Raw genomic sequence first — 25,354 nt, 5'->3', positions numbered from 1 at the left:
GTATTCGGTGAAACTCGGGGATTCAGTCATTCCATCGGCCTTCCGTTGCATCCCAGGTACCCGACAGGCTGCCGGCTTGGGCCAACTCGTGCTTGGCGATCCGTTCCGAGACGGTGCGGGGCAGGTCATCCAGGAGCTTCCAATATCGGGGCACTTTGAAGTAGGCCAACTCGGCAGCGCAGTGCGCCTGCACGCTCTTGAAGAGCTCACGCGCCGCATCAGACTGAGGCCGAATGCTGCCGACCGTTTCCGCACTGACGATATACGCGAGCACCTCCTCGCCCCGAAGCTCGTCGGCGATCGGCACGACGGCTACGAGATCGACCGACACATGCATGCCGAGCACTTCTTCAACCTCGATCGCGGAGATATTCTCGCCGCTTCGCCGAATCATGTCCTTGGTGCGCCCGCGATAGTAGAGGCGCCCCGCCGAATCGACACTGGCAAGGTCACCGGTGTGGAACCATCCCCCCGCAAAGGCGCTTTCAGTGGCTGCAGGGTCGTCGTAGTAGGCGTCCATCAAGCCGGCACCGCGCAGGAGCAGCGCACCGACCTCCCCCGAAGCGCACGGTTGGTTGGCACTATTGACAACAAGTGCTTCGCGGTGGCTTCGTGGTCGGCCCAGGCATCCGCTGCCTACGAGTTCGTCGTGTTCGAGTTCATCGACGTACAGGTCTGCGCCAGTCTCGGTCATGCCGTAGGCCTCGTACCACGGCACGCCCCATCGTTCCTCGAGGGTGCGATGTAGCCCCGCCGGAATGGCTGAGGCCTGGATCGCCCGAACGCGGTTGTTGCGGTCGTCTGGTGAAACGGGCATTTTCAGCAGCAGCGTGGGCATGAGGCCGAGGCAGTAGAAGTAGGTGACCTCGTACGCGCGTACCTGCTGCCAGAACGTGCTCGGGTGGAATCGGTCGAGCACCACGAGTTCGGCGCCCGAGAGCAGGGCGCTGACGACATTCCACTGCGGGTCGATGTAGTGAAACGGCTGAACGGTGAGCATCACATCGGTGGGCGCGAGGAACGGAAAGTCGTTCTCCATGGTCGTGGCGATCGACAACCAATAGTCGTGGCCCAACACGCATCCCTTCGGCTTGCCCGTCGTACCCGAGGTGTATTGAATGTTCGCGGTGTGGTCGCGCGTGGACTGATCCAGAGTCGGGACGATGTTGGCCGGGCCACCAGAGCGCCACTTGGTCAGCATCTCGTCGAGCGATAAGACTGCGCGCACGTTGGGGCATCGCTCGCCAACCTCGGTGGCCAACAGGCGAAACTCGTCAACGGCGAGAATAAAGCTTGCCCGGGCGTGGGCCACGACGTGGCTGGCGTCGGTGAGTCGGTAGTTCACATTGAGCGGCACAATAACCGCACCCAGACGGGCCAGGGCAAGCCAGGCCGCTGGAAAATCCAGAGTGTTACGCGCGAGCACGGCGACGTGATCGCCCGAGCGGATGCCGGCAGCGGCCAGTTCCCCGGCCAAGTTGCGGGTGACCAGCTCGACTTGGCTGAACGAAAGGGTGTCAGAGGTCTCATCGAAACGCCATGCGGTCTGTTGGGGCCACCGCGCTGCGGCGCGCAGGATGAGCTGCCCGAGGTTGTCGATCCCGGCGCCCGGCGTGGTCAATGGAGTATCGGTCGGTGTGGCGCTGGAGCTGCTTTCGGTTTGCCCGCGGATCATCTTGATGTCCTTCATGTGTTGTCCAATTTCAATCTATCGATCGATCGGTAACCCCTCCATGCTACGGTGCAATTGCAGTCCCACCAAGCACACCACCGGCCAAAAGAGGAAAAATGTCTGTTCGACTCGCCACCCACGCTGATCTCGAAACGATCCGTTCAATGCTGCGCACGCATGCCAAGACGGAGAGCGGCGTGGCCGCGGTTGCGGCCACGGACGATGGACTCGAGCAAGCCCTGACTGGGGCAGCACCGACCGTGTTCGTGACTGTCGTTTCACTGCCGGATGCACCCGAAACCATCGCTGGTTTGGCGATGTGGTATCCGACTTTCTCCTCATGGTCTTTGGCCAGCGGGATATGGCTCGAGGATCTCTTTGTGGATGACAGCTATCGAAATGCCGGCCTCGGTTTGGAGTTGATGAACGACCTGCGTACCCGCACGACTGGACGCCTCGAGTGGGACGTCTCAGCCGGCAACGACGGCGCCGAGCGCTTCTACCGCAAGTTGGGTGCCGTGGCCCAGTCCGGCTGGACCACCTATCGGTGGCTGCCGGCAAGCTGACGCGGGAGCCGGGCGATTGAGCTCGCCCGGCTCCAATCCCGACTACTGGCCCTTGGTCGCGAATTCTGCTTTGGCCACGTCTGCGTCCGCCGAATCTCCCGTGAGAAGTGCGTTGGATATTTCCACGGCCATAGCCGACTCGACCTGGCTGCGCACGGCAACCTCGAATGACTCCTTGGCGAGCGCTAGCGCGTGGTGCGGCTGGCTCAGAATCTTGTCGGCCAGTTCACGCGCCACGACGAGTCGCTCCCCCACCGCCGTAACACGGTTCACTAGACCGAGCTCGAGTGCTTTCTCCGCCACGAAATTCTCGCCGAGAAGAATCAGCTCTTTGGCCCGCGGCAGTCCGATCGCCTGCGGCAGGAGGTAGGAGATGCCGCCGGTTACCGACAACCCCACGGACACTTCGGGGAAACCGAAGGTAGTGCCCTCCTCCGCCACGATCAGGTCGCAGCTCAAGGCAAACTCGATGCCAGCTCCGAGCGCATACCCGTGGACGGCCGCAATCGAGATGATGGAGGCACTGCGAAGTAGCCGGGTGATGTCCTGAACGTTGTGTAGATGTTCGAGGGCCTCAGGAGATTCCGGTTGCAGCGTGCTCGACTTCAGATCGTGACCGGCACAGAAGGCCCGCCCCTCTCCTGTGACGATCACGACGACGGCCTGGTCGGAAATGGCACGGTCGAGCGCTGCCTTGAAGTCCGCAACGAGCTCGGGCGATGCCGCGTTCAATCTGTCGGGGCGATTGAGCCGGAGGACTGCTACACCGTCCTTCTGGGTTAGGGTGACGAACTCGGGTTGAGAGGTCGTGCCGGTCACTGTTTGTTCTCCTTGTCGGTCGTGCGGGTATGGGCGACAATACGCGTGCGCCGCCGTTCAGCCATCGGCTCGAATTTGGCTCAGGAAGCTCCGTGCACGCTCGGATTCGGGAGCGTCGAGCACCTTCTCGGGTGGGCCCTCTTCGACGATGCCGCCGTCGGCGAGGAGGACCACGTGATCGGCCACCTGACGTGCAAAGCGCATCTCGTGGGTGACGACGACCATGGTCATGCCCTCATCGGCGAGCTCCCGCATAACCTGGAGTACTTCACCAACCAGCTCAGGATCAAGGGCAGACGTGGGCTCGTCGAACAGCATCAGCTTTGGTGTCATGGCCAGCGCTCGAGCGATGGCCACGCGCTGCTGCTGACCACCCGAAAGCGCGCTCGGATAGCTGTCTGCCTTTTCGGCCAGCCCCACTCGCGCGAGCAAGGCCATTCCACGATCACGGGCATCCGCTTTGGAACGTTTGGAGACTCGGGTTTGCGCCATCGTAATGTTTTCGAGGGCGGTGAGGTGAGGGAAGAGATTGAAGGACTGAAATACCATGCCGACGTGTTCGCGCATGTGGTTGAGAGCGCTTTCTCGATACTCCAGGCGCACACCGTCAATGTCAACGGTCCCGGCCGTGAGGCGCTCGAGCCCGTTTATACATCGCAGCAGAGTGCTCTTGCCGGCCCCGGAAGGGCCGATCAGTACGGCGACTTCGCCGGAGCGAACTTGCAGGTCGATGCCGTTGAGCACAACGGTGTCTCCGAATTTCTTCACCGCCCCGGTGATGGTGACGCGCGGGGTGGTCGTGAGGGATGCGGTATTGATCATGGTCTAGCCTCGCTTTTCGAAGTAACGCTCGACGCGACCGGAGAAATAGGTCATCGCTCCGACGATTGCCAGGTAGTACAGGCTGACGATTGCGTAATAGGTGAGGGGCTGGAAGGTTGCCGCGGAAAGCCGTTGAGCGCTCATGAAGAGTTCATCGACAGTGATGAAGGACGCTACCGCGCTGTCTTTCAGAGAAATGATGGCTTGGTTGACGAGCGCTGGCACGACAACTCTCAGAGCCTGGGGTGCCACGACCTTACTCATCGTGGCTATGCGGCTCATCCCGAGCGAGCGGGACGCTTCAATCTGGCCGTTGTGGACCGAGTTGATGCCTGATCGAAAGATTTCGGCGACATAGGCAGAACTGTGCACGCTCAAGCCGATTGCTGCGGCGGTGAATGCATCCACCTTGACGACGGACACAATGCCGAAGTAGATGACGAAGAGTAGAGCGATGAGTGGTACCCCGCGCACTATGGCAAGGTAAGCAGTGGCGAATGCCGACAGGGCTCGTATCTTGCTCATCTTGAGGGCAACGATTATTGCGCCGAGGATGACTGAGAAAACGAGCGTGAGTGCTGTGAGGCTCAGTGTGACAGTGAGCCCTTTGATCAAGGTGGGCCAGCTGGTTATCAGGGCATTCAAGAATTCCATGTAGTACTCCTGGTGGTTGGCGACGATTCAGGTGGACGGCCGACATTGAGTTCGGCCGCCCACCGGTTGGCTAGCTGATGTCTTCGCCAAACCAATCAATGCTGATGGCGGCGTAGGTACCGTCTTCGTGCATCTTGACGAGGGCTTCGTTGATCGCGGCTAGCAGCTCTGGGTTGTCTTTGTTCACGGGAATGGCCGCGATATCGGGGTATAGAACGTCACCCACAGCAACGACCTCAAGGTCGGCGTTCTTAGCGAGGTAGCGTCCCATGAAGCCTTGGGTGATCACAGCATCGACTCGACCCGCTGCGAGATCACGCAGGGCATCAATGTCAGCTTGGTAGGTTGTGACATCGCTCACACCCTCGAGGGTGTTGGCATATTCCTCAAACGTGGTTCCGAGAGCGACACCTACGGTCGCACCCTGCAGGTCGGTCACGTCCTTGATCGATGAGTCCTTGCCGACGAAGAGCTCAGCGCCCGTCGAGTAATAGGAGTCGCTGAAGTCCACCTGGGTCTGGCGCTCCTCCGTGACCGCCATTGATCCGATAATTGCGTCGTATCGGCTGCTGGTGAGACCCGCAATCAATGTGTTGAAGGCACCCGTTGTCGGGGCCGCCTTGAGCCCCATCTCGGTGGCGATGGCGGAGCATATGTCGACGTCGAATCCCACGAGGGTATTTGTCTCATCGTAGAAGTTGAACGGTCGGTATTCCCCGCTCATCGCACACGTAAGTTTGCCCTCTTCTACCGTCGCAACCGTTGATGCCGATGCGGATGGGTCCGTTTCAACTTCAGCTGAGCATGCGGTAAGGCCGAGTAGCGACACAACTACGAGCGTTGCTGCCGCCAAACGACCGGGCGTAGCCCTTGAGGTGTGGATGTGGTTCATCAAATGTCCTTCTTTCATCTGGTGTGATTCGGTCGAGAAATAAAATTTTCGGGTCAGCGAAGTGATGGGGTGCCTAGCCGGCTAGAAACCGGGCCGGGTTGTCGCTCGCCATCCGGCTGAAGAGCCCCTCATCGAGTCCCGCGCTGAGGGCCCGACTTTTGAAGAGACCGTGAACGAGACCGAATCCGGGACCTCCATTCGCCTGAAGTTGGGACGGCACACAGACGTCCTGGGAGAGCAGAACCTGGTCGGCGAAACCGGCGTCCACAAGGCGAAGAACTAGTTCCACGCGATTTCGAACTGCATGTTCGGTCGCTTCAAACATTGTGTCGATCCCGACAAAAACGCCGCGTTTCGCAATGGCGATCGCGTAGTCAACGGCCGGCACGGTGTCTACATGGCCAACCGCAATCCGATCGGGCTGCATGGATTCTTCGGCGAGCAGATCCAGCTGGGCAAGTCCGACCGGCCAGCGCGCGGCGTGGGTGTAGAGCCCGGCATTGGTGCGGCGCGAAGCACGTGCTGCGGCCCGAAACGAGCGCTCTTCGCGCGCCGAAATGAACCACTTATCGGAGCCGATCTCGCCGATCACACCCGCACGCGCATGCGTTCCAGGAAAGCCCTCGGTTAAATCGACGACCATGCCGTCGGCAATTTCGTCCACAGAATGAGTGTCGAAGAATTCTTGGTTGAGGAATGGGTCCCGGTAATGCCCGGTGCCGAGCACGATATTCAATCCCGTGGTCTTCGAAAGGCGGGCAATGGCTTCGACATTCTCTATCGGACGCGTTGACCGGCCCCGGTCGCTCGCCGCCGTCACGGAAGCGCCCACGGTCAGGTCATGAGACGAAAGTTCGACAACCGTAGATCCACCTTGCTCGCGGAACACTGCCAATTCGGCAGCCAGGAGGTTTTCGTCGTGGCTTAGGCCGTCTCCCCGACGTTCCCGAAGAAGGTTAATGAAGAGGTGCTCGTGCGGAAGGGTTATACCGAGATCGGAAACCGGTATCGGACCCAGGACAGTCTGTATTGTCATGATTTTCTGCAGCCCCACTCAATTGGCAACAAGCTGAGCCTCCCCCTGCGTTGATCGATCGATCGATCGATCATGTGTTTTACAATAGAGGCGGCACCGGCCGCTAAGCAAGCCTCAGGTGCAAACGAAACACGAACGTCACATAGCAACTCCCAGAGAACGGAATCGTCCATGCCAGCGGAACAGACCATCGAAGTTGCGCTGAGGTGGGCGGACGTGGACGCCAACCGGCACGTAAACAACGTCGAATTCTTTCGGTTGCTGGAAGAAGCGCGGGCACGCTGGTTTCCGACCACGGGCGATGGTGCGTCTCTGCTCACCAGTGGAGTTGTCGTCGCGAGACAGGGCCTCGACTATTCCATGCCGTTGACTTATAGACACGAGCCGGTGCTGGTTGGCCTCAGAGTCTCGCGAGTCGGAACCTCGTCATTCACTTTGAGATGTCGCATTTACGATGCAGTAGTCGATTCGGACGATCGCGTCTATGCCGCAGGAACGGTAGTCATGGTTGTCGTCGAGGAGGGTCCTGGCCGATCGCGCCCGTTCACAGTCCCGGAGCGTCGGTGGCTGGAATCTCTCGTGGGATAGCGCGATCATCACGCTGTCGCACTGGACATTTGTCCAGGCAGCAGGGTCGCGAACCTGCCGTTCGGAAGGTGACAGGACTCAGCGCCCGCTGGTGAGATGGCTCTTAGCGGCCAACGCTGCGGCACTCCAGCCCGAGCAAAGGATTCAATTGTGACTTTCAGAGTGGGCATCGACACGGGCGGCACCCACACCGACCTCGTGCTGCTCGACGAGGAAACCGGTGCCGTCTGGGTGGACAAAGTGTCCTCGACGCCAAGTGATCCCGTCATCGGCGTCATCAACGGAATTGAGCGGGTTCTAGCAACGGCCGGAGTTAGCCCGGCACGGGTGTCGACAGTGGTCTATGGCACCACGGTGATGGTCAATCGAATCATCCAAGGCGATGGAACCGTCAGCGGACTAATCACAACGGCTGGATTCACCGACGTTCTCGAACTCGCTCGTTCACACCGGGCCGGCAGCATCTACAACATCCAGTGGGAACAGCCCATCCCACTCATTCCCCGCGAGCTCCGGCTCGGCGTGCGGGAGCGTATTGATTTTCGCGGACACATTGTCGAGCCGTTGAATGAAGCGGATGTGCACCATGCGATTACAGCGTTCGCGAACCGCGGCGTTGAATCGGTCGCTATTTGTCTATTGCACTCGTACAAGAACGATCAACATGAGCAGCGAATTGCCGCTCTGGTACGCGAGCAACTGCCAGCTGCATACATCTCAGTGTCATCGGACCTGAGCCCCACCATCGGCGAATATGAACGAGCCAGCACCGCCGCCGTCGATGCATTCGTCAAACCACGCTTGGCTGAGCATTTCGCACATCTGGAGGAGCAGTTGCGGAATATGGGCATCGATGCCGTTCTGCTCACCATGCAGGGCAACGGAGGCACGATGTCCTTCGACGCCGCACGGCGCCAACCGATCCGCGTGACGAATTCCGGTCCAGTCGCTGGCGTTATCGCCGGAGCTGCGATCGCGCGCAACCTCGACCTGCCTGCGGTGATCACGCTCGACATGGGCGGAACGAGCACCGACGTCGCCCTCGTATTGGACGGAGCGCCCATCGAGGTGCCCAGCGATGCCATGCAGGGTCATCCAGTGCAACAACCGGCCATTGAGGTCGACCCGATCGGCGCTGGGGGCGGCTCGATCGCTTGGGTCGACGACGGCGGGGCATTGCGGGTGGGCCCAGAAAGCGCCGGCGCACATCCTGGTCCAGCTGCTTACGGTGAAGGTGGAGTTCGTCCAACTGTCACCGACGCCGCTCTTGCTCTTGGTTACCTCGGGACCAGCGCGTTCCTCGGCGGCCGTCGAAACCTCGATCGCGATGCAGCGGTGCGAGCCATAGAAACCGTCGCCGAGCCCTTAGGCATGTCGATGCCTGCCGTTGCAAGCGGAATCATGGCCTTGGCCGCTGCCGCGTCGTTACGTGCCATCCGCCGACTCACCATCGCTCGCGGCCACGATCCCCGCGACATGGCACTCATCGCTTTCGGCGGCGCCGGCGGACTCATCGCCGCCGCACTGGCTCACGAATTGGGTACCCCCCGCCTCGTGATTCCTCAGAATCCCGGCAATAGTTCCGCCCTTGGCCTACTGCTCACGGACCAGCGCCACGACGTCCTTTCCTCATTCCTCTCCCTCTTGGCTGGAAGCGACGTAGAAGCACTAACCACCGCATTCGGAGGGCTCGAATTGGACTGCGCGCTCCAACTGGAACAGGACAATGTCCAGGAGGATTCCCGGGAAATCCGTCGATTCGTCGAGCTGCGCTACCTCGGCCAGACTTTCGAGCTCATTGTGCCGTGCCCGCCCGGGCCGATCACAACCGCCATTATCGACGGTCTGGAGCGCGAATTCCATCGCCAGCATGAGGGCCGATATGGACACGCGTCCCACTCCGATCCGATCGAGCTCGTGAACCTTCGCGTCACCGGAATCGGAAAGACCTACAGCCCCCTTCCGGTTGCGCTTGCGCGCGCGGAGGATGGCGTCGCGCCGATGCCCACCACGACTCGTAGCGCTTTCTTCAGTACTTGGCTTAACGTACCCGTCTTCGCTCGCGCCGCCATCCGGCAGGGCGATTCCATCACGGGCCCGGCGATCATCGAGGAATCCGGAAGCACCATTGTCGTTCCGCCCGGCCATCTGCTGGAACCCGCCGACGACGGAAGTCTCGTGATCTACGATCTCGCACCGGCCCTCGCCTCGTCTACTTCCTCAAGGAGCGTCTGACCCATGCCCACATCTCTCGTTCCAACGAGCACACTCGATGTCATCACGGTTGAGGTCATCCGCAGTGCTCTGGAATCTCTCGCCGAACAGATGACCGACACCATGGAGCGCACCAGCTACTCCCTGCTTCTCAAAGAAGGCAAGGACTGCTCCTCGTCTATTTTCGACGTCTCGGGTCGGCTCGTCGCTGAAGGCGCGAACATCCCCGTACATCTCAACGCTCTGGGACCGTGTCTGCGAGCAATGCTCCAGGAGCACATCCCGGCGAGCGACATGAAGCCTGGCGACATCATCCTGACCAACGACCCTTACGTCGGCGGCAGTGTCGGAGCTCACCACACGTCGGACTTTATCGTCTATCACCCGATATTTCTCGGCGAAAAGTTGATCGGATTCTCGACGATCTTTGCGCACCTGGCTGGTTCCGGCGGAAATGATCCTGAAGGCTGGCACACGACCATCTTCGAGGAGGGTCTGCGTATTCCGCCCATAAAACTGTTCAATAAAGGCGTTCTCGATGAGCAACTGTTCAAGCTCATACTTGCCAATACGAACTCTCCGTATGAACAGCGTGGGGATATTCTCGGGCAGGTGGCAGGGGCGAAGGTCGGTTCAAATGGCTTTCTCGCCTTAGTTGAGAAATACGGTCTTTTCGCGATCGATGAGGCCATCGACAGTCAGATCGACTATGCAGAGCGGCGTACCCGTAGTTATATCTCCCAGATCGCCGACGGACGGTATTTTGCCGAGACGACCCTGCTCGAAGACGGGAGCATGTGCGGCCCGGTCAAGCTTGCACTGACGGTGATCGTCGCTGGCGACGAGATCACCTTTGATTTCACCGGAACAGATGCATCCGTTGCCGGACCGATCAATTGCCCCATGTCGGCAACGATATCGGCCAGCTTGTTCGGCCTCTTGTCGCTTCTCCCGACTGACATTCCCAAAAATGAAGGCTCGTCAAACCCTGTGCATATCGTCGCACCGGAGGGCTCGCTCGTGAACCCGCGGTTTCCGGCCGCTGTGTACCAGCGCATGGCGGTCACCCACCAGATCGTGGACCTCGTCTTCGAAGCTCTCGCGCCGGCGGTCCCTGCCGCTGTCGTGGCCAATTCGTGCGGGATGGTCTATTGCGTCGCGTCGGCCATCAATCTCGAAAGTCACCCTGATGGCGGCGACGTTTCCGGGCGCCGAGGCTGGGGCAACGGTGCGGGACCGAGCGTCGGCGGGCTTGGCGCTCGCGCTACCAAAGACGGTCTGACGGGAATGCCCGGTTGGATTACCAATGTTGCGAGCACATCGATCGAGAGCTCGGAAGTCGAGGGGCCCGTTCGTTACCTGCGCAAAGAACTGCGCCCCGGCTCCGCGGGCCCGGGCAAGTATCGCGGTGGTCTGGGCGTGATTCTTTCCTGGCAAGCCCTCGGAAACGAGGTGAAGTTCTCACACACCTCTCAGCGCTCGGTTATCCCACCCCACGGCTTATTCGGTGGCGGCAGCGGCGGGGTGAGCCGCTGGATTATCAACGAAGGCACGCCTGCTGCACAGGTTCTGGCCAATCAAGCTGGACCAACCCTCGATCTTGAATTCGGCGACACCGTCACGTTCTACGCCCCTGGCGGTGGCGGATACGGCGACCCGTTGGAGCGCGATTCCGCTCGGGTCGCGCGCGATTGCCACCTCGGCTATATCGACGCGGCGCAGGCTGAAGCCGACTACGGCGTCGTCCTGACCCTTGATGGTCTGGTCGATGCCCCGAAAACCGCGGCGGTGCGTTCCAGCCGCGCAACCGCATCCGCTCCCCCAATATTTCCCCCATCAATCGCCGCAGCAAACAATGAAAGAAGGACAATCCTATGAAGACTCAACACTCGCTTACCGCTTTACGCCGCATTGCGGCGACCACGCTTGCGGCAGGATTGCTCCTAGGTGCCACCGCCTGTTCTGCTGCTGTTGACAAGGCCGAACCGACCGACACTGCGGCCGCACCTGCTGTCACCACCGTCGAGAAGGGCAAGTTCATCTGCGCCATGAGCGGCGAGTACCGGCCGTTCAACTTCTATGACGACACCAATACCCTTGTTGGTTTTGACGTCGACATCTGCAATGCGATCGCCGACAAGCTGGATCTGGAAGCAGCACCCGTAACCGGCGCCTTCACGACGCTGATCGCCGGTTTGAATAGCAATCGCTTCGACGCCATCGTCGGATCAATGGCGAGCACCGAAGAACGTCTCAAAGAGGTCGACTTCACCGACCCCTACTACTCCACCGGTGCCAGCCTCTTTGTGCACGAAGACTCGCCGATTGGTGATGTCACCGACCTTGCTGATTCCAACCTCGGAGTAGCGCTCGGCACCACGTTTGAAACCTATGCGCGCACCCTGACCGGTGTAGGCGAGATCACGACCTATCAGGCAACCGTCGACGCACTCCGCGACCTGGATGCTGGTCGCGTGGATGCCGTCATCGCCCAGGGCTTCATCGGGAAGTTCCTCGCCAATAGCGCCGATCTGAAGGTTGAATCAGTGGGCGACGTTCTGCTGCCTGACATCGCCGCTATCCCGGTCAACAAGGACAACCCGGAGCTTCTGGCCGCCATTAACACGGCGCTGAGGGCCATCCATGACGATGGCACTTACACAAAGATCAGCATGGAATGGTTCGGCGAAGACATTAGCTAGTTGCATTCATTGGTGGGCCGTGCGCTGCACGGCCCACCCCGCAGCCTCTCGAGCACGACAGAAAAGGAAATCATCATGAGCGCGGATAACCGGCCGAGCACCCTGCCCACGCAGCGCCCCGGAATCAGTGAGATCACCGTTGTCGGAGGCGGGCTCATCGGCCTGTTCACGGCGCTTTACGGCCAGCGCGCCGGGTACAAGGTTCGGGTGATCGAACGCAGCGTGGTCGGAAGTGGCGCGTCACAGGGGAACGCCGGCGAGATTTGCCCGTCAATGGCTAATCCGATGCCGGCCCCGGGCATGGTCAAGAACGGACTCGCGAATTCGCTCGCTCCCGATGCGGCTCTTCGCATTCACCTACCCCCAAGCGTGAACCTCAGCCGCTGGCTGCTGGGATTCGCCCGCAACTGCCGACCAATCGCGTACGAGCACGGTTTTGAAGCCCTATCATCGCTGTCCAAGCGCAGCTTCGAACTGTTCGAACAGCTCCCCGATCTGGGAGTTGCGACCACGTTGGACAAGTCGGGCAACCTGCGCTGCTTCGGCGATGACGCGCGGGCGCAACGCGAATTTGCAGTGTCACAGAACGTGCGTCGGTTCGGTCTCGCGGCACCGACGGAATTGATCTCTGGCGACGAAATTCGCGAACTTGCTCCCGTGGTGTCGAACAAAGTAGTCGCCGGGTATCACTGGCCCGATCAGTGGTTCGTCGATCCCTCGGTCCTCGTACGCGATTTGCACGCCGCCCTGCTTGCTGTCGGCGTCGAATTCATTGAACACACCGAGGTCACTGGCGTCACTCCATACCGCGACTCAGTCGTTGTGCATACGAATAAGGGCGACCACCCTGCTGATGCCGTCGTCATCGCGTCAGGCGCCTGGACACCGGAGGTGCTCAAATCTGTGGGTGTGCGTGCACCCATCCAGTCCGGAAAGGGCTACAGCTTTAGTGTCTCTCCCGAGACGATGCCCGAACACGTGATAAACATGCCCGAATCAAACGCTGTCGCTACGCCTATGGGCAACCGACTGCGCATCGGCGGCACAGTCGAATTCGACGGCACTATGGACAAGTTCAACCCGAGTCGCATCGAACGCATCATTCGCGCGGCCAGTCCCTACCTGACGGGAATTGATTGGAATGCCCGTTTCGACGAGTGGGTCGGTCCCCGGCCGATGACGCCCGACGGACTCCCCCTCATCGGCGCTGCTCGATCCAGCGACCGTGTGGTGGTGGCTGCGGGACACAACATGATTGGCCTGACTCTCGGTCCGGCATCCGCTGAACTGGCCATCAGTGCCCTCGGCGGGCAAAAACTGCCTGGTTGGAGCTCCGCCTTCGACGCGAATCGCTTCGGTAGCCGTGGGCCAGCCCCAACCTCCCGGCGTAGTCGGGTAGCCGTGTCCGCCTAGAGTTGCAAGAGCAAACCTGCGGAGGGCGAAATGCGGATTGGCCGAACCCAGCTCGATGAGAGCGAGGCGTGGCTGCTCCTGCACGTTTATCGGCAGGACGCGGTGATCTACTTCGACTTCGCCGGTAATCTGCCAGCGCTTGATCCGCAGCCAGATGACCTGCTGACCCTCGCCGATTTCGGTCGAATCCTTGCGCTCGGTGTCGAACTCGACGCCGGTCGGGTATCACGGGCACTCATTGCCGCGGTCAGCGCGAATTGGGGCGGCGTACCGCATCAATTACGGTTGCGGGACGCCGACCCGTCGATCGATCCACAACTTCTAGATCGAGTAACCGAGCTGTACACGCACTTTCGGTATCGGTACGGCTTGGGCGCACCCCTCGCTCTCGCAATATTGCATTTGCGTCGCCCATACCTCGTGCCGTTGTTCACCGACGCCTTGTTCGTGTTCTACGCGCCGCTGGCCAGCGAGATCGCTCACGAGTTTCACAGCTCAACACCCATGTTCTGGGAATCCATCCGTCGAGACCTCGTTTTCAACCGTGACGAAATGAACCGCCTCCGGGTACGACTTACCACTGATCCCGATGAGTACAGCCGTGCCCTGTCAAAGCTCAGCGACGTTCGACTGCACTGCATAATTGCCCAGCAGATGGTCGATTCTTCAGGCGTATGACTTACAAGCTTGTCACCCTGCCAGTTAGCACGCGCTGCCCCGATTCGCCCAATTCCTTCCACAGCTGCACGGCCAGGGAAAACGTCAGCATGTGCTGAGGGGCTCGCGGATCCATACCGAGCAATGCCTCGATGCGGTCAAGCCGATTGCCGAGGCTATGCCGATGCAGACTGAGAGCCACAGCCGTCGGCCCAGGATGGCAACCGGCATCGAAATAGGCGATTAGAGTCTCCAGCAAACGGGTGTCATCAGCGCCATCGCGCTCGATCAGAGGCCCGAGAAGCCCAGCCAGAAACGAGGTCGTCGCGTCAGAGCTGAGCAAGGGCGCCAGCATCGACTGGATTCCAAGGTCTTCGACTCGCTGGATTCCGTTCTCGGTGAGACTCTGCTGTGATGCAGCGATGTTGGCCTCGCGCATAGCTGCACGCAGGTTGATCGCATCAGACTTCACCCGGCTAACGCCGATTCTGACCCCGGTCCAACCGCGTCCGACACAGGCTTCCAGTAGTCGTTGCGCCTGATCGGTTCCGGATTCCTCGATGATGCAGTAGATGTGCTCGTCGATCGAACCGACAACGGGGGTTCCAGAAGTTTCAAGCGCATCCTCAGCGAGAGAACAGACCTGCCCTGTGCTGAGTTCTACTGGGGCGTTAAGGCACAGCACCCGATACCCCTCAACTGCTTGGAAACCGAGATTTTGAAGTTGGTTTCTCGCGTCTGACAGACTGAGACTGCCCTCATCGAGACCGCGCAGGAATGGTTCCACTGCAGAGCGGCGGGCGCGCCGAACGGTCTGCTGCCGACCGAGTTCAAGAAGCACGGCGACCGCGCAATGCCGAAACGCAATTCGATCCCGGTCGGTTGCCACCCGGGTACTGCGAAAGGCAAGAAAAACCTCTGGGTTGCGAAAAACTCGGACTGTAACGGCGGTGATCGTCGTACCATCCGGTTGTTTTTCCTCGGCCCAGTCCTGGTCTCGGAGCAGGCGCTTCGCCGTGATAAACAGGCCCTCTACTTCGGTCAAGATTCGGGCGGAGGGTTGCCGCGATCCAACGATCTCGCCAAAATAGCTAAAGGCAACAGCCTCCACCTCGGGCAGCGGTCGCAAGGCTAAACGCAATGCGCCACTGATTCCGGCATTCGCAAGCAGCGCCCTGGCTAACTGCTCATGCAGATCGAGCGCCTCTTCAGCCCGACGATCACGAGCCTGTACTAGTTGTGTATTCCACTGGCGTGCCAATCGCGTCGGCGTGAGAGCACTCTCGACGGTGGCGATGGCAATATTTCGCACGCGCGCCGCCGCAAGTACATCTGGGTCTAGATCGACCGCGGCGCCGAGGGTGGCAATTGCGACGGAACCACACTCAACCGCGTAATCGATCGCCAAAAGAGCCAGGTCGGGTCGAACAAGCAGAAGATGGCCTGCCAGATCGCCGTCGATGTGCTCCGGTGACCAAACGGTTACCCATGCAACGGTGGCGTTCAGACGATGGGAGGGAGCCCAGAGCACAGTTGTCGTAATCATTGCCGGCTGGGTTTGCCACAGGGCGCGGAGATCGGTGCCGGTCGTATGGAGGGAAGTGCCGGGGATCATATGTCGACCCTAGAGGGTCAACGTTCCGGACATGTGACGGCGCACGCCGCGGAAGACCACCGCACCTTCTCTACGTCGTCAGATCGCGGGATGCGGTGCGCTCCTCCCTGTCGTACGCATCAAACGACACAGGGAGCCACCGATGATCGACATCAACCCGAATGGCACGGGCCTTCCCGGCATCGAACAACTGCGCGTCATCGTCGGCGCGGTGATGACCATCGGCCTCGTGCTGAGCGTGCTCGCCCTCATTGTCGCGGCGATCGTCTGGGGATTCGGCGCCAACTCGTCCAACCCTCACCTCGCCTCCCGCGGCAAAACCGGCGTCATGGTGGCCTGCGGTGCCGCGATCATCTGCGGCGCCGCCGTCACCCTCGTCAACTTCTTCTGGAACGTCGGCCAGTCCGTCTGACACGCGATTCTAAAAGGGCAACCGATGAGCGTGTGCGATGTACCGGTCGTAGCGGATGTCTGCAGCGGCGTCACCGACGTCGCATCCGCTGTCGTCGCGGCCCCCTTCGACTGGCTCGCCAGTGCGATGGGCTCCACCGCCGCCTGGCTGTTCGAATCCGTCTGGGCTGCGTTCGACACGACCACCCTCGTCGACCTCACCGACCCGACCTACATCGACGTTTACAACGTGCTGTTCGGCGTCGCCGTGTTCGTCACCCTGATCTTCTTCTGCCTGCAACTGATCACCGGCCTCGTACACCGCGACCCGACCGCGCTGTCCCGCGCCGCGCTCGGCGTCGCCAAATCGGTTCTCGGATCCTTCGTCATCATCACCATCACCGGCCTGCTCCTCGAAATCACCGACCAGCTTTCCATCGGCATCGTGCAGGCCAGCGGCAACACCATGGAAGGAATGGGCAACCGCATCGCGCTGCTCGCCGTGGGCCTGACCGCGATCAGCCCCGGCGCACCCGGCGTCGGCGCCATCCTCACGATCTTCCTCGCCGGCCTCGCCATCAGCGGCGCGGCCATCGTCTGGTTCTCCCTACTCATCCGCAAAGCACTGCTTCTGGTCGCCATCGTCTTCGGACCGATCGCCCTCGCCGGCGCCACCTGGGATGCCGCCAAAGGCTGGTTCTCCAAATGGGTCGCCTTCGTCGTCGCGCTCATCCTCTCCAAGCTCGTGCTCGTCGTGATTTTTCTGGTCGCAGTCGCGCAGGTCTCGGCCCCGATCGATGCGGATCTGGCCTCCGTCAGCGACCCCATCGCCGGCATCGTGCTGATGTTCATTGCCGCCTTCGCGCCTTACATCACCTACAAGTTCCTCAACTTCGTCGGGCTCGACATTTACCACGCGATGTCGAGCGAGCAGGAGGCAAAGTCGGCGCTGAACCGCCCTGTGCCGGTGCCGAGCGCACCGATGATGAGTAGCGCGCAAAAGGTTCTGGGCCCAGGCGGCAGCGGTCGAGCGACACAGACTGGCCTTGCCCCATCGGCACCGTCCAGCAGCAGCGGACCGGGTCCCACGTCGTCGGCTGCCGGAGCCTCGGGTGCTGGCGCATCTGCGAACGCTGGTGCCGGGACGAGCGCCGGAACGGGCGGCGCAGCAATTGGGGCTGGCGCAGGCGTGGCCACCGCGGGAGTCGCGGCCGGAGCTGCAGGCATCGCCACCGCAGCAAAGGCCGGCCCGAAGATCGGCAGCGCGGTTGCACAGAAAGCGGATGCCCACACCCAATCCGCCGGCGATGCCAGCGCTCCGAGTGCGCCGACTCCTAACCCAAGGCGAGCATCGGCATCCGCTTCACCGCAGGAACTGCCGACCGGACGATAGGTCAAGGACGCGTAGACATGGACACCGACACGAACCGCGCCGACTACCGCCTCGCTCCGGTGCAATTCTCGCGACTAACCAAGCGGGGCGTGCTGCTGGGCTTGTCAGCGCCACAACTAATCGCGCTGTCGATCGGCACGCTCACCATCGTCACCGCGCTCTACACGGCAGGTGCCGCAGGTGTCGCGTGGACCAGCCCGATCTGGGGAATCGCGGCGGTGATCACCGGCATCCCGGTCGGCGGGCGCAAGATCGTCGAGTGGATGCCCGTCGTCACCCGATGGGCGTGGCGGTCGGGGCATGAGCAGCTGGCCTACCGGCGCCGCATCATCCGCCCGCGCCCGGTAGGAACCCTGTCGCTGCCGGGCGACGCGGCCGCGCTGCGCGAGTGGCACGATCCCGAATCGGGGGCGGTCATGATCCACGACCCGCACGCACAAACCCTCACCGCAGTCGTCGCGGTGTCGCACCCGGCGTTCGCGCTGCTCGACCCGGACGAGCAGCATCGCCGCGTGGTCGGGTGGGGACGCGTACTGGCCGGAGCGTGCCGATCGGGTCGGATCGCGCGGCTGCAGGTATCCGAGCGCACTCTGCCCGATTCCGGCACCGGCCTGGCCGAGTGGTGGGAGGGGCACGGCCTCAATGACGACAGCTGGGCGGCGACGACTTACCGTGACCTGATCGAGCGGGCCGGACCCGCTGGAGAACGCCATGCGACGACAATTGCGCTCTCCTTGGATCTCAGCGCAGCGGCTCGCCAGGTACGCACGCAGGGCGGCGGCATGCGTGGTGCGGCGACCGTGCTGCGGCAGGAAATGACCGCGCTAACCGGGGCTTTGCGTGCGGCGGACCTCACCGTCGGCGGCTGGCTCACCGCCGACGAGCTCGCTGTCATACTGCGCACCGCCTACGACCCGGCTATCGGTGTTGATCTGGAGCGGCATCCGCTGGTCGGGCGCTCGCTAGCCACAGCGGGCCCGGTCGCCGTCGCCGAGAGCTGGGATCATCTCCGCACCGACAGCGCATTTCACGCGGTGCTGTGGATCAGTGAATGGCCCCGGTCGCAGGTTTTCCCCGGGTTCCTGTCGCCGCTCGTCTTCACCAACGGCATCCTCCGCACGGTGTCGCTGCACTACCTGCCCGTGCGCGCCGACCAGGCCGCCCGCGACCTGCGCAAAAAGAAGACCGAGCTGATCAGCGACGCCCACCAACGCACCCGCATCGGCCAAATAGAGGATGCTTCCGCCACCGCCGAGTACGACGACCTGCTGCACCAGGAAGCCGACCTCACCGCCGGCCACGGTGTGCTGCGCACCACCGGACTCATCTGCGTCACCGCGCCTACGGTGGATGAGCTTGATGCCGCGGTGGCGTCGATCGAGCAGGCCGCCATCCAGGCTTCGTGCGAGACGCGCCGGCTGGTAGGGCAGCAGGCGCAGGCGTTCACGGCTGCTGCGCTGCCGCTGTGTCGGAGCGTGTGAGGTGTTTCAGCAGCAGTCTTCGTGGTCGACCTCGCGTTCCCTGGTCAGAGCGGCCACTGGAACTTTGCAGGCGTCGCCGCGCCACGCTTCAATGCCTTCCTTGACGGCGAAGACCACAATCACGAGGGCTGCGACCGAGTCTGCCCATGCCCAACCAAAGAGTGTATTCAGCAGTAGCCCGACCAGCAGAGCGGCGGAAAGATAGGAGCAGATCAGGGTTTGTTTCGAGTCAGCGACCGCTGAGGCTGAGCCCAACTCCCGGCCGGCGCGCCGTTCGGCGAAGCTCAGAAAAGGCATCACCAGAAGACTGACCGCGGCCAGCACAATGCCGACCGTGCTGTGTTCCGCTTCCCGAACACCGAATAAGGACAGCCCGGCATCGACGGTCACGTACGCGGCGAGGGCGAAGAACGCCCACGCAATGACTCGCAGCGCGGTCTTCTCCCGCTTCTCCGGATCGGGGGCTGCGAACTGCCATGCCACCGCGGCTGCGGAGAGGACCTCAACGATAGAGTCGAGGCCAAAACCGATGAGGGCCGCTGAGGACGCCAAACTCCCGGCCGCGATCGCAATGATCGCTTCGATGACGTTATAGGCAATGGTCGCCGCAACAATCCACCGAATCCGGCGACGGAGAATCTGCGTTCGGTCAGGCTGAATCGCAACCACTCGGTCGCCAGCGGGAAGGGTCATACGTCGGTCCCGCAACAGAGCGGCACGTCGCAGGCCTCATCGACGCAACCGAGACCGTCGTCGACGGCGAGCACCACATCCATCAGGGCGACCAACGCCCTTGTCACGTGGGGATCCGCAATCTCATAGCGAGTCGAGCGTCCTTCCGGAACTGCGACGACGATTCCGCAGCCGCGCAGGCACGATAGATGGTTAGACACGTTCGACCGCGACAACTCCAGCTCGCGTGCCAACGCACCCGGATAGCCCGGTGCGTCGAGGAGGGATAGCAGGATTCGAGATCTGGTGGGATCGGCCATCGCTCGGCCCAACCGGTTCATAACGTCCACCCGCGAAGAAATAGTCAGCATGCACTGACATTACAGTAGCGGCTGACCGATCACCACCGACCAGTTAGGGCCGATCGTGCCCACTAGCATCGGGCCGCAGCCGCAGCGCGACCCACAGTCCACACCGGCGGCAGATGTAGACGGTGTCGCTGAGGGCATGTAGCCTGCGGCGCGGATAGATGCGACCGCAGCAGGAACAGGTAAGTTCTGAGGCGCTATCCATGAGTCGCGAGCGCTGCCTCGATTTGTTCTTGGGTGGGAGCTCCGGCCAGGCCGTTCGGTGTGAGATAAATCCGGCACGCGAGGTCGCTGGTGCGACCATCCGTCGGGAAGAGGTCCACACCGTCGACGAGGATCGTCGGGGATCCGGCAAAGGGCAAACCTGCGGCCGTATCGGCAGAATCGATCAGCGTTGACTTGACTGCTGTGTTCGCGGGCATCGTGTTCGCGACCGCGCGCTGCCGGCGAAGAAATGTCTCTCCCGAGTTCGGGCAGTCTGCAATGTGGAGTAGCTCGATTGTCGCCATGAGTTTCTTTCTCTGCAGGTCGAGTTCCGCATCGTCCAACGGACTCGAAGCTTCTTCACTCAATTCTGTCACCGTAGTGTGGAACCGCGTATTGCCCCGCGCACCTCCAATGCGAAGCAAGAACGTGATTGGAGCGACGCATGGCTGGGTATGAAACCAAGGAACGCAAACCTCGATGGATCAGTGTCGTCTTCCTGCAAGGGGCTGAGGCCGACGCGGTGCTCGCCCTGATCGACCGAAGCGGAGCATCAGCTGCGTTCAATTACCTGCAACCACGGGACCTCGGCGAGGCCACGACCAACGCCGCCCTCGAGAACGGGTACGTCTACGACCGCATCCCGGCCGGCCGCACTGACCACATCATCGAGCATGACGGCTCTCCATACGCGCTGACCTACAGCAGGACATACCGGTACGTTTCGCTGTTGCGGTGGCATCCGCTCGAATCTGAAGTGGTACCGGCACGCCCGGCTCCCCGCCGAGACGACATCTGGGCCGCCCCGCGGTCAACGCGCCATGCTGAGCGCACGGTCACGCTGTGAAAGACGCCGATGTTGCCGAGCGGATGCACACGGCTGCGCTCGTCGAACCACGCGGCGAATTACGCCGCGACCGTCGCGCCCGCCGGCGCGAGGCAGCCAGGATCGAAGCGGATGCGCAGCAGGCCAAGACCCTCGCGGCCCGCACCCGCTGGCACGATAAACGGGACGAAGCACGATCGGGCGCCTACCTGCCCAAAGCCGGCGAGCCCGGTCCGGCACAGCTGCGAACGCCCGGACGACTAAAACTCCCCAAACACCAAGACACCACCGCGACGCTGTCCGGCCACTACCCATTTCTCGCCGAGGCCGGACTCGGATCGGCCGGCGTCTTCGTCGGGCAAGATCTCTACTCCGGCGGATCCTTCGTCTACGACCCGTGGGTGCTCTACCAGCAGGGCATGATCACCGCCCCGAACATCGTGCTGGCAGGCATCGTCGGCTCCGGTAAGTCCTCTCTGGCCAAGTCGCTCTACACCCGCTCGCTGCCCTTCGGCCGGCGCGTCTATGTGCCGGGCGATCCCAAGGGCGAGCACACCGCCGTCGCCGAGGCCGTCGGCGGCAAGGCCATCATCCTCGGCCACGGGCTCCGTAACCGGCTCAACCCGCTCGACGAGGGCCACCGGGCGGCATCCGTTTCGGATGCCGAATGGTCGGCGCAGCTGGCCGCGCGCCGGCGCGACCTGATCGGTGCCCTCGCCGAGACCGTGCTCGATCGACCGCTCAGCCCGCTTGAGCACACGGCGATCGACCTCGCCCTGGCCGATGCCGTGCGCAGCGCGGAGGTGCCGATCCTGCCGATGGTGGTCGATCGCATCCTCTCCCCCAATCCCGAGGACGACGAGGGACGCCTCGCCGCCGACGGACGCCTCGTCGGCCATGCGCTGCGCCGGCTGGTGGCCGGTGACCTCGCCGGACTCTTCGACGGACCCTCTACCGTGCGCTTCGACCCGTCGCTGCCGATGGTCTCGCTCGATCTGTCGCGGGTGGCCGAGAACTCGACGCTCATCTCCGTGTTGATGACGTGCTCGTCGGCGTGGATGGAAGCCGCCCTCGCCGACCCCGCCGGCGGCCAGCGCTGGGTGATCTACGACGAGGCCTGGCGCCTGATGGCGTATCCGGCGCTGCTGCGCCGAATGGATGCCCAGTGGCGACTTGCCCGCCACTTCGGCATCGCCAACATGCTCATCTTCCACAAACTCAGCGACCTCGACAACGTCGGCGACTCCGGATCCGCCATGCGCGCCCTCGCGTCTTCGCTGCTCGCGAACGCCGAGACGCGAATCGTATACCGGCAGGAACCGGACCAGCTCGGAACCACGGCGAGCGCACTCGGACTCAGCCGAACCGAGCAGAACCTGCTGCCCGCGCTCGGCACCGGTCAGGGGCTCTGGCGGGTGAAGGATCGTAGCTTTGTGGTTCAGCATCAGCTGCATCCCGATGAACTTGCAGCGTTTGATACGACGGCGCGGATGACGTCTGGGCAATAACTGCGCACCTTGTATTGATTGAGGAGGCCTGGCAATGGGACGAGAAGCGCGAATGACACTCGCCGACCGACCCGAGTCAAGCGCAAAGTCCGTCCGCCTCTCCTATATGCGAGACTTCTCGCTCCCCCACCAGAAGATTCAGCCGCATCGGCCCGAGTCAGAATTCACAAGCGGATGACCACCCAGCGACCGCAGGCCGACCTCGGCGACGAGCTGACCAACTTCGGTATTGGACTCCTGATCGGTGCGGCAGTGTTGGCCCTGCTGCTTCGGGGCTCCGGTGCTATCGCGGCCTGGGTAACGCACAACCCGCAACCCGCTGGCGGGCCGGAATCCGGGCTCGCCGTGCTCCTCGACCCGGGCAACCCGGCCGCCGCGCTTCAGGCGCCTGGTCTGAACGCGGTCGCTTATTGGGTGACGACGATCGTGCTGATGGGACTGGCATCCGCTCTCGCGATTTGGTTGTGGCGTTTGTTCAGGGGCGTCTCAACGAAGATCGACCCGCACCGCATTGCTGGCATCGCAACCCGCGCGGAGATTGCGCGTTCCGCATCGCGCTCCGCCATCATGAAGCGAGCGGCGCACCTTCGGCCGTCGCTCGTGAAGGCTGGCCCAACCGACGTCGGGTATCGAATCGGCCGATCGCGCAACACCGCGGTGTGGGCGAGCGTTGAGGACTCGATCCTCGTGATCGGCCCGCCGCGCTCTGGCAAGGGCGCGCACATTGTGATCAATGCCATCCTTGATGCTCCCGGTCCGGTCGTGACGACCTCGACCCGCCCCGATAACCTCACGACCACGCTGCGCGCCCGGCAACGGCTCGGACCTGTCGCAGTCTTCGATCCGCAGCAACTTGCGGCGGGTATTCCGGTGGGCCTGCGCTGGTCGCCAATCCGCGGGTGCGAGGATCCCCTCACGGCTATGATTCGCGCGGCCGGACTCGCCGCCGGAACCGGACTGGCCGCGGGCGGCGTCGACGGCGGCGGATTCTGGGAAGCCAAGACCCGCACGGCCCTGCAATCAATGCTGCACGCGGCAGCACTCGACCACTGCTCGCCCGCCGACCTCTTTCGCTGGACCCTCGACCCGGCCGCCGCCCACGACGCCGTCTCCATACTGCTGAGCACACCGGGCGCGGCCACCGGCTGGGGCGACTCCCTCCGGGCCACGCTCGAGGCCGACCCGCGCACGCGCGACTCCATCTGGCAAGGGGTCTCGCTATCGTTGGGTGCCCTAGCCGATCCACGCGTACTGGATGCCGTCTCACCGCCGGAGGGCGAGGGCTTCGACCCAGAAGCCTTCCTACGCAGCAACGGCACCCTCTACCTACTGGCGACCGGGGCGGGCTCGAACAACTCAGCCGCTCTTGTCTCCGCGTTCGTCGAGGACCTCGTCGAGACCGCCCGCCGCATCGCCGCCCGAAGCGCCGGTGCCCGGCTCGACCCGCCGCTGCTGCTCGCCCTCGACGAGATCGGCAACCTGGCGCCACTCCCCTCGCTTCCCACGCTTATGGCAGAAGGTGGCGGCAGCGGAATCACAACCATGCCCGTACTCCAATCGCTCGCGCAGGCCCGCACGAAGTGGAGCGACAACGCGGCCAGCACCATCTGGGATTCTTCCATCGTCAAGATCGTGCTCGGCGGAGGATCCAACTCCCGGGACCTGCACGACCTCTCGACCCTCATCGGCGACCGCGATGAATTGACCGACTCGACAACGGTCGGCGATCGCGGCTCACGGTCGTCGCAGCGGTCCATGCGCCGCGTACCGATAATGCCGCCCGACACCATCCGCACTCTGCCCTTCGGCACCGGCCTGATCATGCTCCGCGCGGCGCCTCCGATCATCGCGAGCCTGCAAATGTGGACCGCGCGCTCGGATGCCAAAGAGTTGCGTGCCAACCGCGAGGAAATCGAGGGGTTGATGCGGGCTCCGATACGGACGGTGTCCGCGCCGGAGCCGGTCAACGAGCCGGACTGACAGCGAGCTCGACGCTCCAGATCGCCTTCGCCGACCATTACGTGCGAAAGATCTCATTGCCGAACTGGGAGCATCCGCTCTACCTGCGTGACCCCGCCCGCTGGGTGCTCACCCCGGCGTCAGGACGCAGAACTCATTTCCCTCGGGATCAGTGAGCACCACCCAGGGCACCTCGCCCTGCCCAATGTCAGCATCCATCGCACCCAGGGTTCGCAGCCGGGTGACCTCAGCCGCCTGATCGTCGCGAAGGTACGGTCGGAGGTCGAGGTTCACCCGGGTCCACACGATGCTATCGGGGACGCGAACGAACTCCAGATACGGACCGGCCCCCGCAGCCGACCGCAGCCGTGCAAACTCGTCGGTCACCTCGTGCAAGGTCCAATCCATCGCCGCGTTCCAGAACCGGGCCATCGCCCGCGGATCTGCGCAGCTGACGACCACCGCGGCGATCGGTCCGGTGTCCGCGTAGATTGCACGAGGCTCGAGCACGCAGAACACGTTGCCCTCCGGGTCGGCCAAAACCGTCCAGGGTACGTCGCCCTGGCCGATATCAGCGGATGCTGCGCCCAGCGCCTTCAGCCGCGCCACCAATTCCGTCTGATGTGCCAAGGAAGAGGTGGCGAGGTCGAGGTGTGCGCAGTACTTGACCGTTTCGGGGTCCGGTACGGTGACGACGTCGACGCAGACGACGGCGGGATCCGGCACGACCAGGCCGTGGGGCTCAACGTTGGTAACGCCGGGACCCTCGCTGGAGACACGCCAGTCGAGCGCGTCCGCCCAAAAACGGCCGAGCGCGGCGTCATCTCGAGCCTTGAAATTCACCTGAACCAGTCGAAGCGCCATGACCCCCAAGCCTATTCGCCGGCCACATTTGAGACCAGA

Annotated in this window: 24 protein-coding genes; 13 read left to right on the top strand and 11 right to left on the bottom strand. The window is 62.5% G+C overall.

What is annotated here, in order from left to right; genetic code table 11:
* Positions 1–22 precede the first annotated feature (22 nt).
* Entirely contained in the window at positions 23–1,690 is a 1,668-nt protein-coding gene (locus tag QMF22_RS13310; RefSeq protein WP_283454380.1) for an AMP-binding protein, read from the bottom strand.
* A 98-nt stretch (positions 1,691–1,788) separates the two neighbouring features.
* Between QMF22_RS13310 and QMF22_RS13305 the strand changes: the two genes are divergently transcribed.
* Positions 1,789–2,238, top strand: coding sequence for a GNAT family N-acetyltransferase (locus QMF22_RS13305; RefSeq protein WP_283454378.1), 450 nt, complete (start codon positions 1,789–1,791; stop codon positions 2,236–2,238).
* Positions 2,239–2,280: 42 nt separating this feature from the next.
* Here the strand turns inward: QMF22_RS13305 and QMF22_RS13300 are convergent, their stop codons facing one another.
* From QMF22_RS13300 to QMF22_RS13280, 5 genes are all read right to left on the bottom strand, one after another.
* A complete protein-coding gene (locus QMF22_RS13300) occupies positions 2,281–3,057 on the bottom strand; it encodes an enoyl-CoA hydratase/isomerase family protein (RefSeq protein ID WP_283454376.1) in 777 nt (258 codons plus the stop codon).
* Between the two features lie 57 nt (positions 3,058–3,114).
* Positions 3,115–3,879 (bottom strand): amino acid ABC transporter ATP-binding protein, encoded by a 765-nt coding sequence (locus tag QMF22_RS13295; protein WP_283454374.1) that lies wholly within the window; start codon positions 3,877–3,879, stop codon positions 3,115–3,117.
* Positions 3,880–3,882: 3 nt separating this feature from the next.
* Positions 3,883–4,533: an amino acid ABC transporter permease gene (locus QMF22_RS13290; protein ID WP_283454372.1), complete on the bottom strand. Its 651-nt coding sequence runs from the start codon at positions 4,531–4,533 to the stop codon at positions 3,883–3,885.
* A gap of 70 nt (positions 4,534–4,603) precedes the next feature.
* On the bottom strand, positions 4,604–5,257 hold the full coding sequence (locus tag QMF22_RS13285; protein ID WP_283454370.1) for a transporter substrate-binding domain-containing protein: 654 nt from the start codon (positions 5,255–5,257) through the stop codon (positions 4,604–4,606).
* A 241-nt stretch (positions 5,258–5,498) separates the two neighbouring features.
* Entirely contained in the window at positions 5,499–6,479 is a 981-nt protein-coding gene (locus QMF22_RS13280) for a phosphotriesterase family protein (protein WP_283454368.1), read from the bottom strand.
* Between the two features lie 54 nt (positions 6,480–6,533).
* Here QMF22_RS13280 and QMF22_RS17530 point away from each other — a divergent pair, with 54 nt between their 5' ends.
* From QMF22_RS17530 to QMF22_RS13255, 6 genes are all read left to right on the top strand, one after another.
* Positions 6,534–7,049 (top strand): acyl-CoA thioesterase, encoded by a 516-nt coding sequence (locus QMF22_RS17530; RefSeq protein WP_502846957.1) that lies wholly within the window; start codon positions 6,534–6,536, stop codon positions 7,047–7,049.
* Between the two features lie 150 nt (positions 7,050–7,199).
* Positions 7,200–9,284 (top strand): hydantoinase/oxoprolinase family protein, encoded by a 2,085-nt coding sequence (locus QMF22_RS13275; protein WP_283454365.1) that lies wholly within the window; start codon positions 7,200–7,202, stop codon positions 9,282–9,284.
* Positions 9,285–9,287: 3 nt separating this feature from the next.
* Positions 9,288–11,141: a hydantoinase B/oxoprolinase family protein gene (locus QMF22_RS13270; protein WP_283454363.1), complete on the top strand. Its 1,854-nt coding sequence runs from the start codon at positions 9,288–9,290 to the stop codon at positions 11,139–11,141.
* The gene (locus QMF22_RS13265; RefSeq protein WP_283454361.1) at positions 11,138–11,965 is read left to right on the top strand and encodes a transporter substrate-binding domain-containing protein; all 828 of its coding nucleotides are present in this window, start codon (positions 11,138–11,140) and stop codon (positions 11,963–11,965) included. Before QMF22_RS13270 ends, QMF22_RS13265 begins: the two co-directional genes overlap by 4 nt.
* Positions 11,966–12,040: 75 nt before the next feature.
* Positions 12,041–13,378, top strand: coding sequence for an NAD(P)/FAD-dependent oxidoreductase (locus QMF22_RS13260; protein WP_283454359.1), 1,338 nt, complete (start codon positions 12,041–12,043; stop codon positions 13,376–13,378).
* 30 nt (positions 13,379–13,408) lie between these two features.
* The gene (locus QMF22_RS13255) at positions 13,409–14,056 is read left to right on the top strand and encodes a hypothetical protein (protein ID WP_283454357.1); all 648 of its coding nucleotides are present in this window, start codon (positions 13,409–13,411) and stop codon (positions 14,054–14,056) included.
* Between the two features lies 1 nt (position 14,057).
* Here QMF22_RS13255 and QMF22_RS13250 read toward each other — a convergent pair whose 3' ends face one another.
* Complete coding sequence (locus QMF22_RS13250) at positions 14,058–15,650, bottom strand: PucR family transcriptional regulator (RefSeq protein ID WP_283454355.1); 1,593 nt, start codon at positions 15,648–15,650, stop codon at positions 14,058–14,060.
* A gap of 142 nt (positions 15,651–15,792) precedes the next feature.
* Between QMF22_RS13250 and QMF22_RS13245 the strand changes: the two genes are divergently transcribed.
* Genes QMF22_RS13245 through QMF22_RS13235 form a run of 3 tightly spaced genes read left to right on the top strand, consistent with a single transcriptional unit; the run spans position 15,793 to position 18,914 of the window.
* Positions 15,793–16,062, top strand: coding sequence for a DUF6112 family protein (locus QMF22_RS13245; RefSeq protein WP_104090819.1), 270 nt, complete (start codon positions 15,793–15,795; stop codon positions 16,060–16,062).
* A 24-nt stretch (positions 16,063–16,086) separates the two neighbouring features.
* The gene (locus QMF22_RS13240; RefSeq protein ID WP_283454352.1) at positions 16,087–17,433 is read left to right on the top strand and encodes a TrbL/VirB6 family protein; all 1,347 of its coding nucleotides are present in this window, start codon (positions 16,087–16,089) and stop codon (positions 17,431–17,433) included.
* Between the two features lie 17 nt (positions 17,434–17,450).
* Positions 17,451–18,914, top strand: coding sequence for an SCO6880 family protein (locus QMF22_RS13235; protein WP_283454350.1), 1,464 nt, complete (start codon positions 17,451–17,453; stop codon positions 18,912–18,914).
* A gap of 6 nt (positions 18,915–18,920) precedes the next feature.
* Here QMF22_RS13235 and QMF22_RS13230 read toward each other — a convergent pair whose 3' ends face one another.
* From QMF22_RS13230 to QMF22_RS13220, 3 genes are all read right to left on the bottom strand, one after another.
* Entirely contained in the window at positions 18,921–19,607 is a 687-nt protein-coding gene (locus QMF22_RS13230; RefSeq protein WP_283454349.1) for a cation efflux transmembrane domain-containing protein, read from the bottom strand.
* Complete coding sequence (gene cmtR / locus QMF22_RS13225) at positions 19,604–19,957, bottom strand: Cd(II)/Pb(II)-sensing metalloregulatory transcriptional regulator CmtR (RefSeq protein WP_283454346.1); 354 nt, start codon at positions 19,955–19,957, stop codon at positions 19,604–19,606. Before cmtR ends, QMF22_RS13230 begins: the two co-directional genes overlap by 4 nt.
* Positions 19,958–20,151: 194 nt before the next feature.
* A complete protein-coding gene (locus QMF22_RS13220) occupies positions 20,152–20,535 on the bottom strand; it encodes a thioredoxin family protein (RefSeq protein WP_283454343.1) in 384 nt (127 codons plus the stop codon).
* Between the two features lie 68 nt (positions 20,536–20,603).
* Between QMF22_RS13220 and QMF22_RS13215 the strand changes: the two genes are divergently transcribed.
* From QMF22_RS13215 to QMF22_RS13205, 3 genes are all read left to right on the top strand, one after another.
* The gene (locus QMF22_RS13215) at positions 20,604–21,005 is read left to right on the top strand and encodes a hypothetical protein (RefSeq protein WP_283454340.1); all 402 of its coding nucleotides are present in this window, start codon (positions 20,604–20,606) and stop codon (positions 21,003–21,005) included.
* A gap of 23 nt (positions 21,006–21,028) precedes the next feature.
* Positions 21,029–22,492 carry a putative type IV secretion/conjugal transfer ATPase gene (locus QMF22_RS13210; protein ID WP_283454686.1) on the top strand — a complete coding sequence of 488 codons (1,464 nt, stop codon included), beginning with the start codon at positions 21,029–21,031 and terminating at the stop codon, positions 22,490–22,492.
* Between the two features lie 174 nt (positions 22,493–22,666).
* Positions 22,667–24,472: a type IV secretory system conjugative DNA transfer family protein gene (locus tag QMF22_RS13205; protein ID WP_283454339.1), complete on the top strand. Its 1,806-nt coding sequence runs from the start codon at positions 22,667–22,669 to the stop codon at positions 24,470–24,472.
* Positions 24,473–24,580: 108 nt separating this feature from the next.
* On the opposite strand, the gene QMF22_RS13200 is transcribed toward QMF22_RS13205, so the two are convergent.
* Entirely contained in the window at positions 24,581–25,315 is a 735-nt protein-coding gene (locus QMF22_RS13200) for a VOC family protein (protein WP_283454337.1), read from the bottom strand.
* Positions 25,316–25,354: the final 39 nt, after the last annotated feature.

This window comes from Cryobacterium sp. PH31-L1 (assembly GCF_030063145.1).
Lineage (GTDB): Bacteria > Actinomycetota > Actinomycetes > Actinomycetales > Microbacteriaceae > Cryobacterium.
This window is presented reverse-complemented; position numbering and strand designations above follow the sequence as displayed.

Bases quoted from the DNA above. Each gene is read 5' to 3' on its own strand.
- QMF22_RS13310 (WP_283454380.1), bottom strand. From the start codon at position 1,690: ATGAAGGACATCAAGATGATCCGCGGGCAAACCGAAAGCAGCTCCAGC.
- QMF22_RS13305 (WP_283454378.1), top strand. From the start codon at position 1,789: ATGTCTGTTCGACTCGCCACCCACGCTGATCTCGAAACGATCCGTTCA.
- QMF22_RS13295 (WP_283454374.1), bottom strand. From the start codon at position 3,879: ATGATCAATACCGCATCCCTCACGACCACCCCGCGCGTCACCATCACC.
- QMF22_RS13290 (WP_283454372.1), bottom strand. From the start codon at position 4,533: ATGGAATTCTTGAATGCCCTGATAACCAGCTGGCCCACCTTGATCAAA.
- QMF22_RS13285 (WP_283454370.1), bottom strand. From the start codon at position 5,257: ATGAGCGGGGAATACCGACCGTTCAACTTCTACGATGAGACAAATACC.
- QMF22_RS17530 (WP_502846957.1), top strand. From the start codon at position 6,534: ATGTGTTTTACAATAGAGGCGGCACCGGCCGCTAAGCAAGCCTCAGGT.
- QMF22_RS13270 (WP_283454363.1), top strand. From the start codon at position 9,288: ATGCCCACATCTCTCGTTCCAACGAGCACACTCGATGTCATCACGGTT.
- QMF22_RS13265 (WP_283454361.1), top strand. From the start codon at position 11,138: ATGAAGACTCAACACTCGCTTACCGCTTTACGCCGCATTGCGGCGACC.
- QMF22_RS13260 (WP_283454359.1), top strand. From the start codon at position 12,041: ATGAGCGCGGATAACCGGCCGAGCACCCTGCCCACGCAGCGCCCCGGA.
- QMF22_RS13255 (WP_283454357.1), top strand. From the start codon at position 13,409: ATGCGGATTGGCCGAACCCAGCTCGATGAGAGCGAGGCGTGGCTGCTC.
- QMF22_RS13250 (WP_283454355.1), bottom strand. From the start codon at position 15,650: ATGATCCCCGGCACTTCCCTCCATACGACCGGCACCGATCTCCGCGCC.
- QMF22_RS13245 (WP_104090819.1), top strand. From the start codon at position 15,793: ATGATCGACATCAACCCGAATGGCACGGGCCTTCCCGGCATCGAACAA.
- QMF22_RS13240 (WP_283454352.1), top strand. From the start codon at position 16,087: ATGAGCGTGTGCGATGTACCGGTCGTAGCGGATGTCTGCAGCGGCGTC.
- QMF22_RS13235 (WP_283454350.1), top strand. From the start codon at position 17,451: ATGGACACCGACACGAACCGCGCCGACTACCGCCTCGCTCCGGTGCAA.
- QMF22_RS13230 (WP_283454349.1), bottom strand. From the start codon at position 19,607: ATGACCCTTCCCGCTGGCGACCGAGTGGTTGCGATTCAGCCTGACCGA.
- cmtR (WP_283454346.1), bottom strand. From the start codon at position 19,957: ATGCTGACTATTTCTTCGCGGGTGGACGTTATGAACCGGTTGGGCCGA.
- QMF22_RS13215 (WP_283454340.1), top strand. From the start codon at position 20,604: ATGGCTGGGTATGAAACCAAGGAACGCAAACCTCGATGGATCAGTGTC.
- QMF22_RS13210 (WP_283454686.1), top strand. From the start codon at position 21,029: ATGCACACGGCTGCGCTCGTCGAACCACGCGGCGAATTACGCCGCGAC.
- QMF22_RS13205 (WP_283454339.1), top strand. From the start codon at position 22,667: ATGACCACCCAGCGACCGCAGGCCGACCTCGGCGACGAGCTGACCAAC.
- QMF22_RS13200 (WP_283454337.1), bottom strand. From the start codon at position 25,315: ATGGCGCTTCGACTGGTTCAGGTGAATTTCAAGGCTCGAGATGACGCC.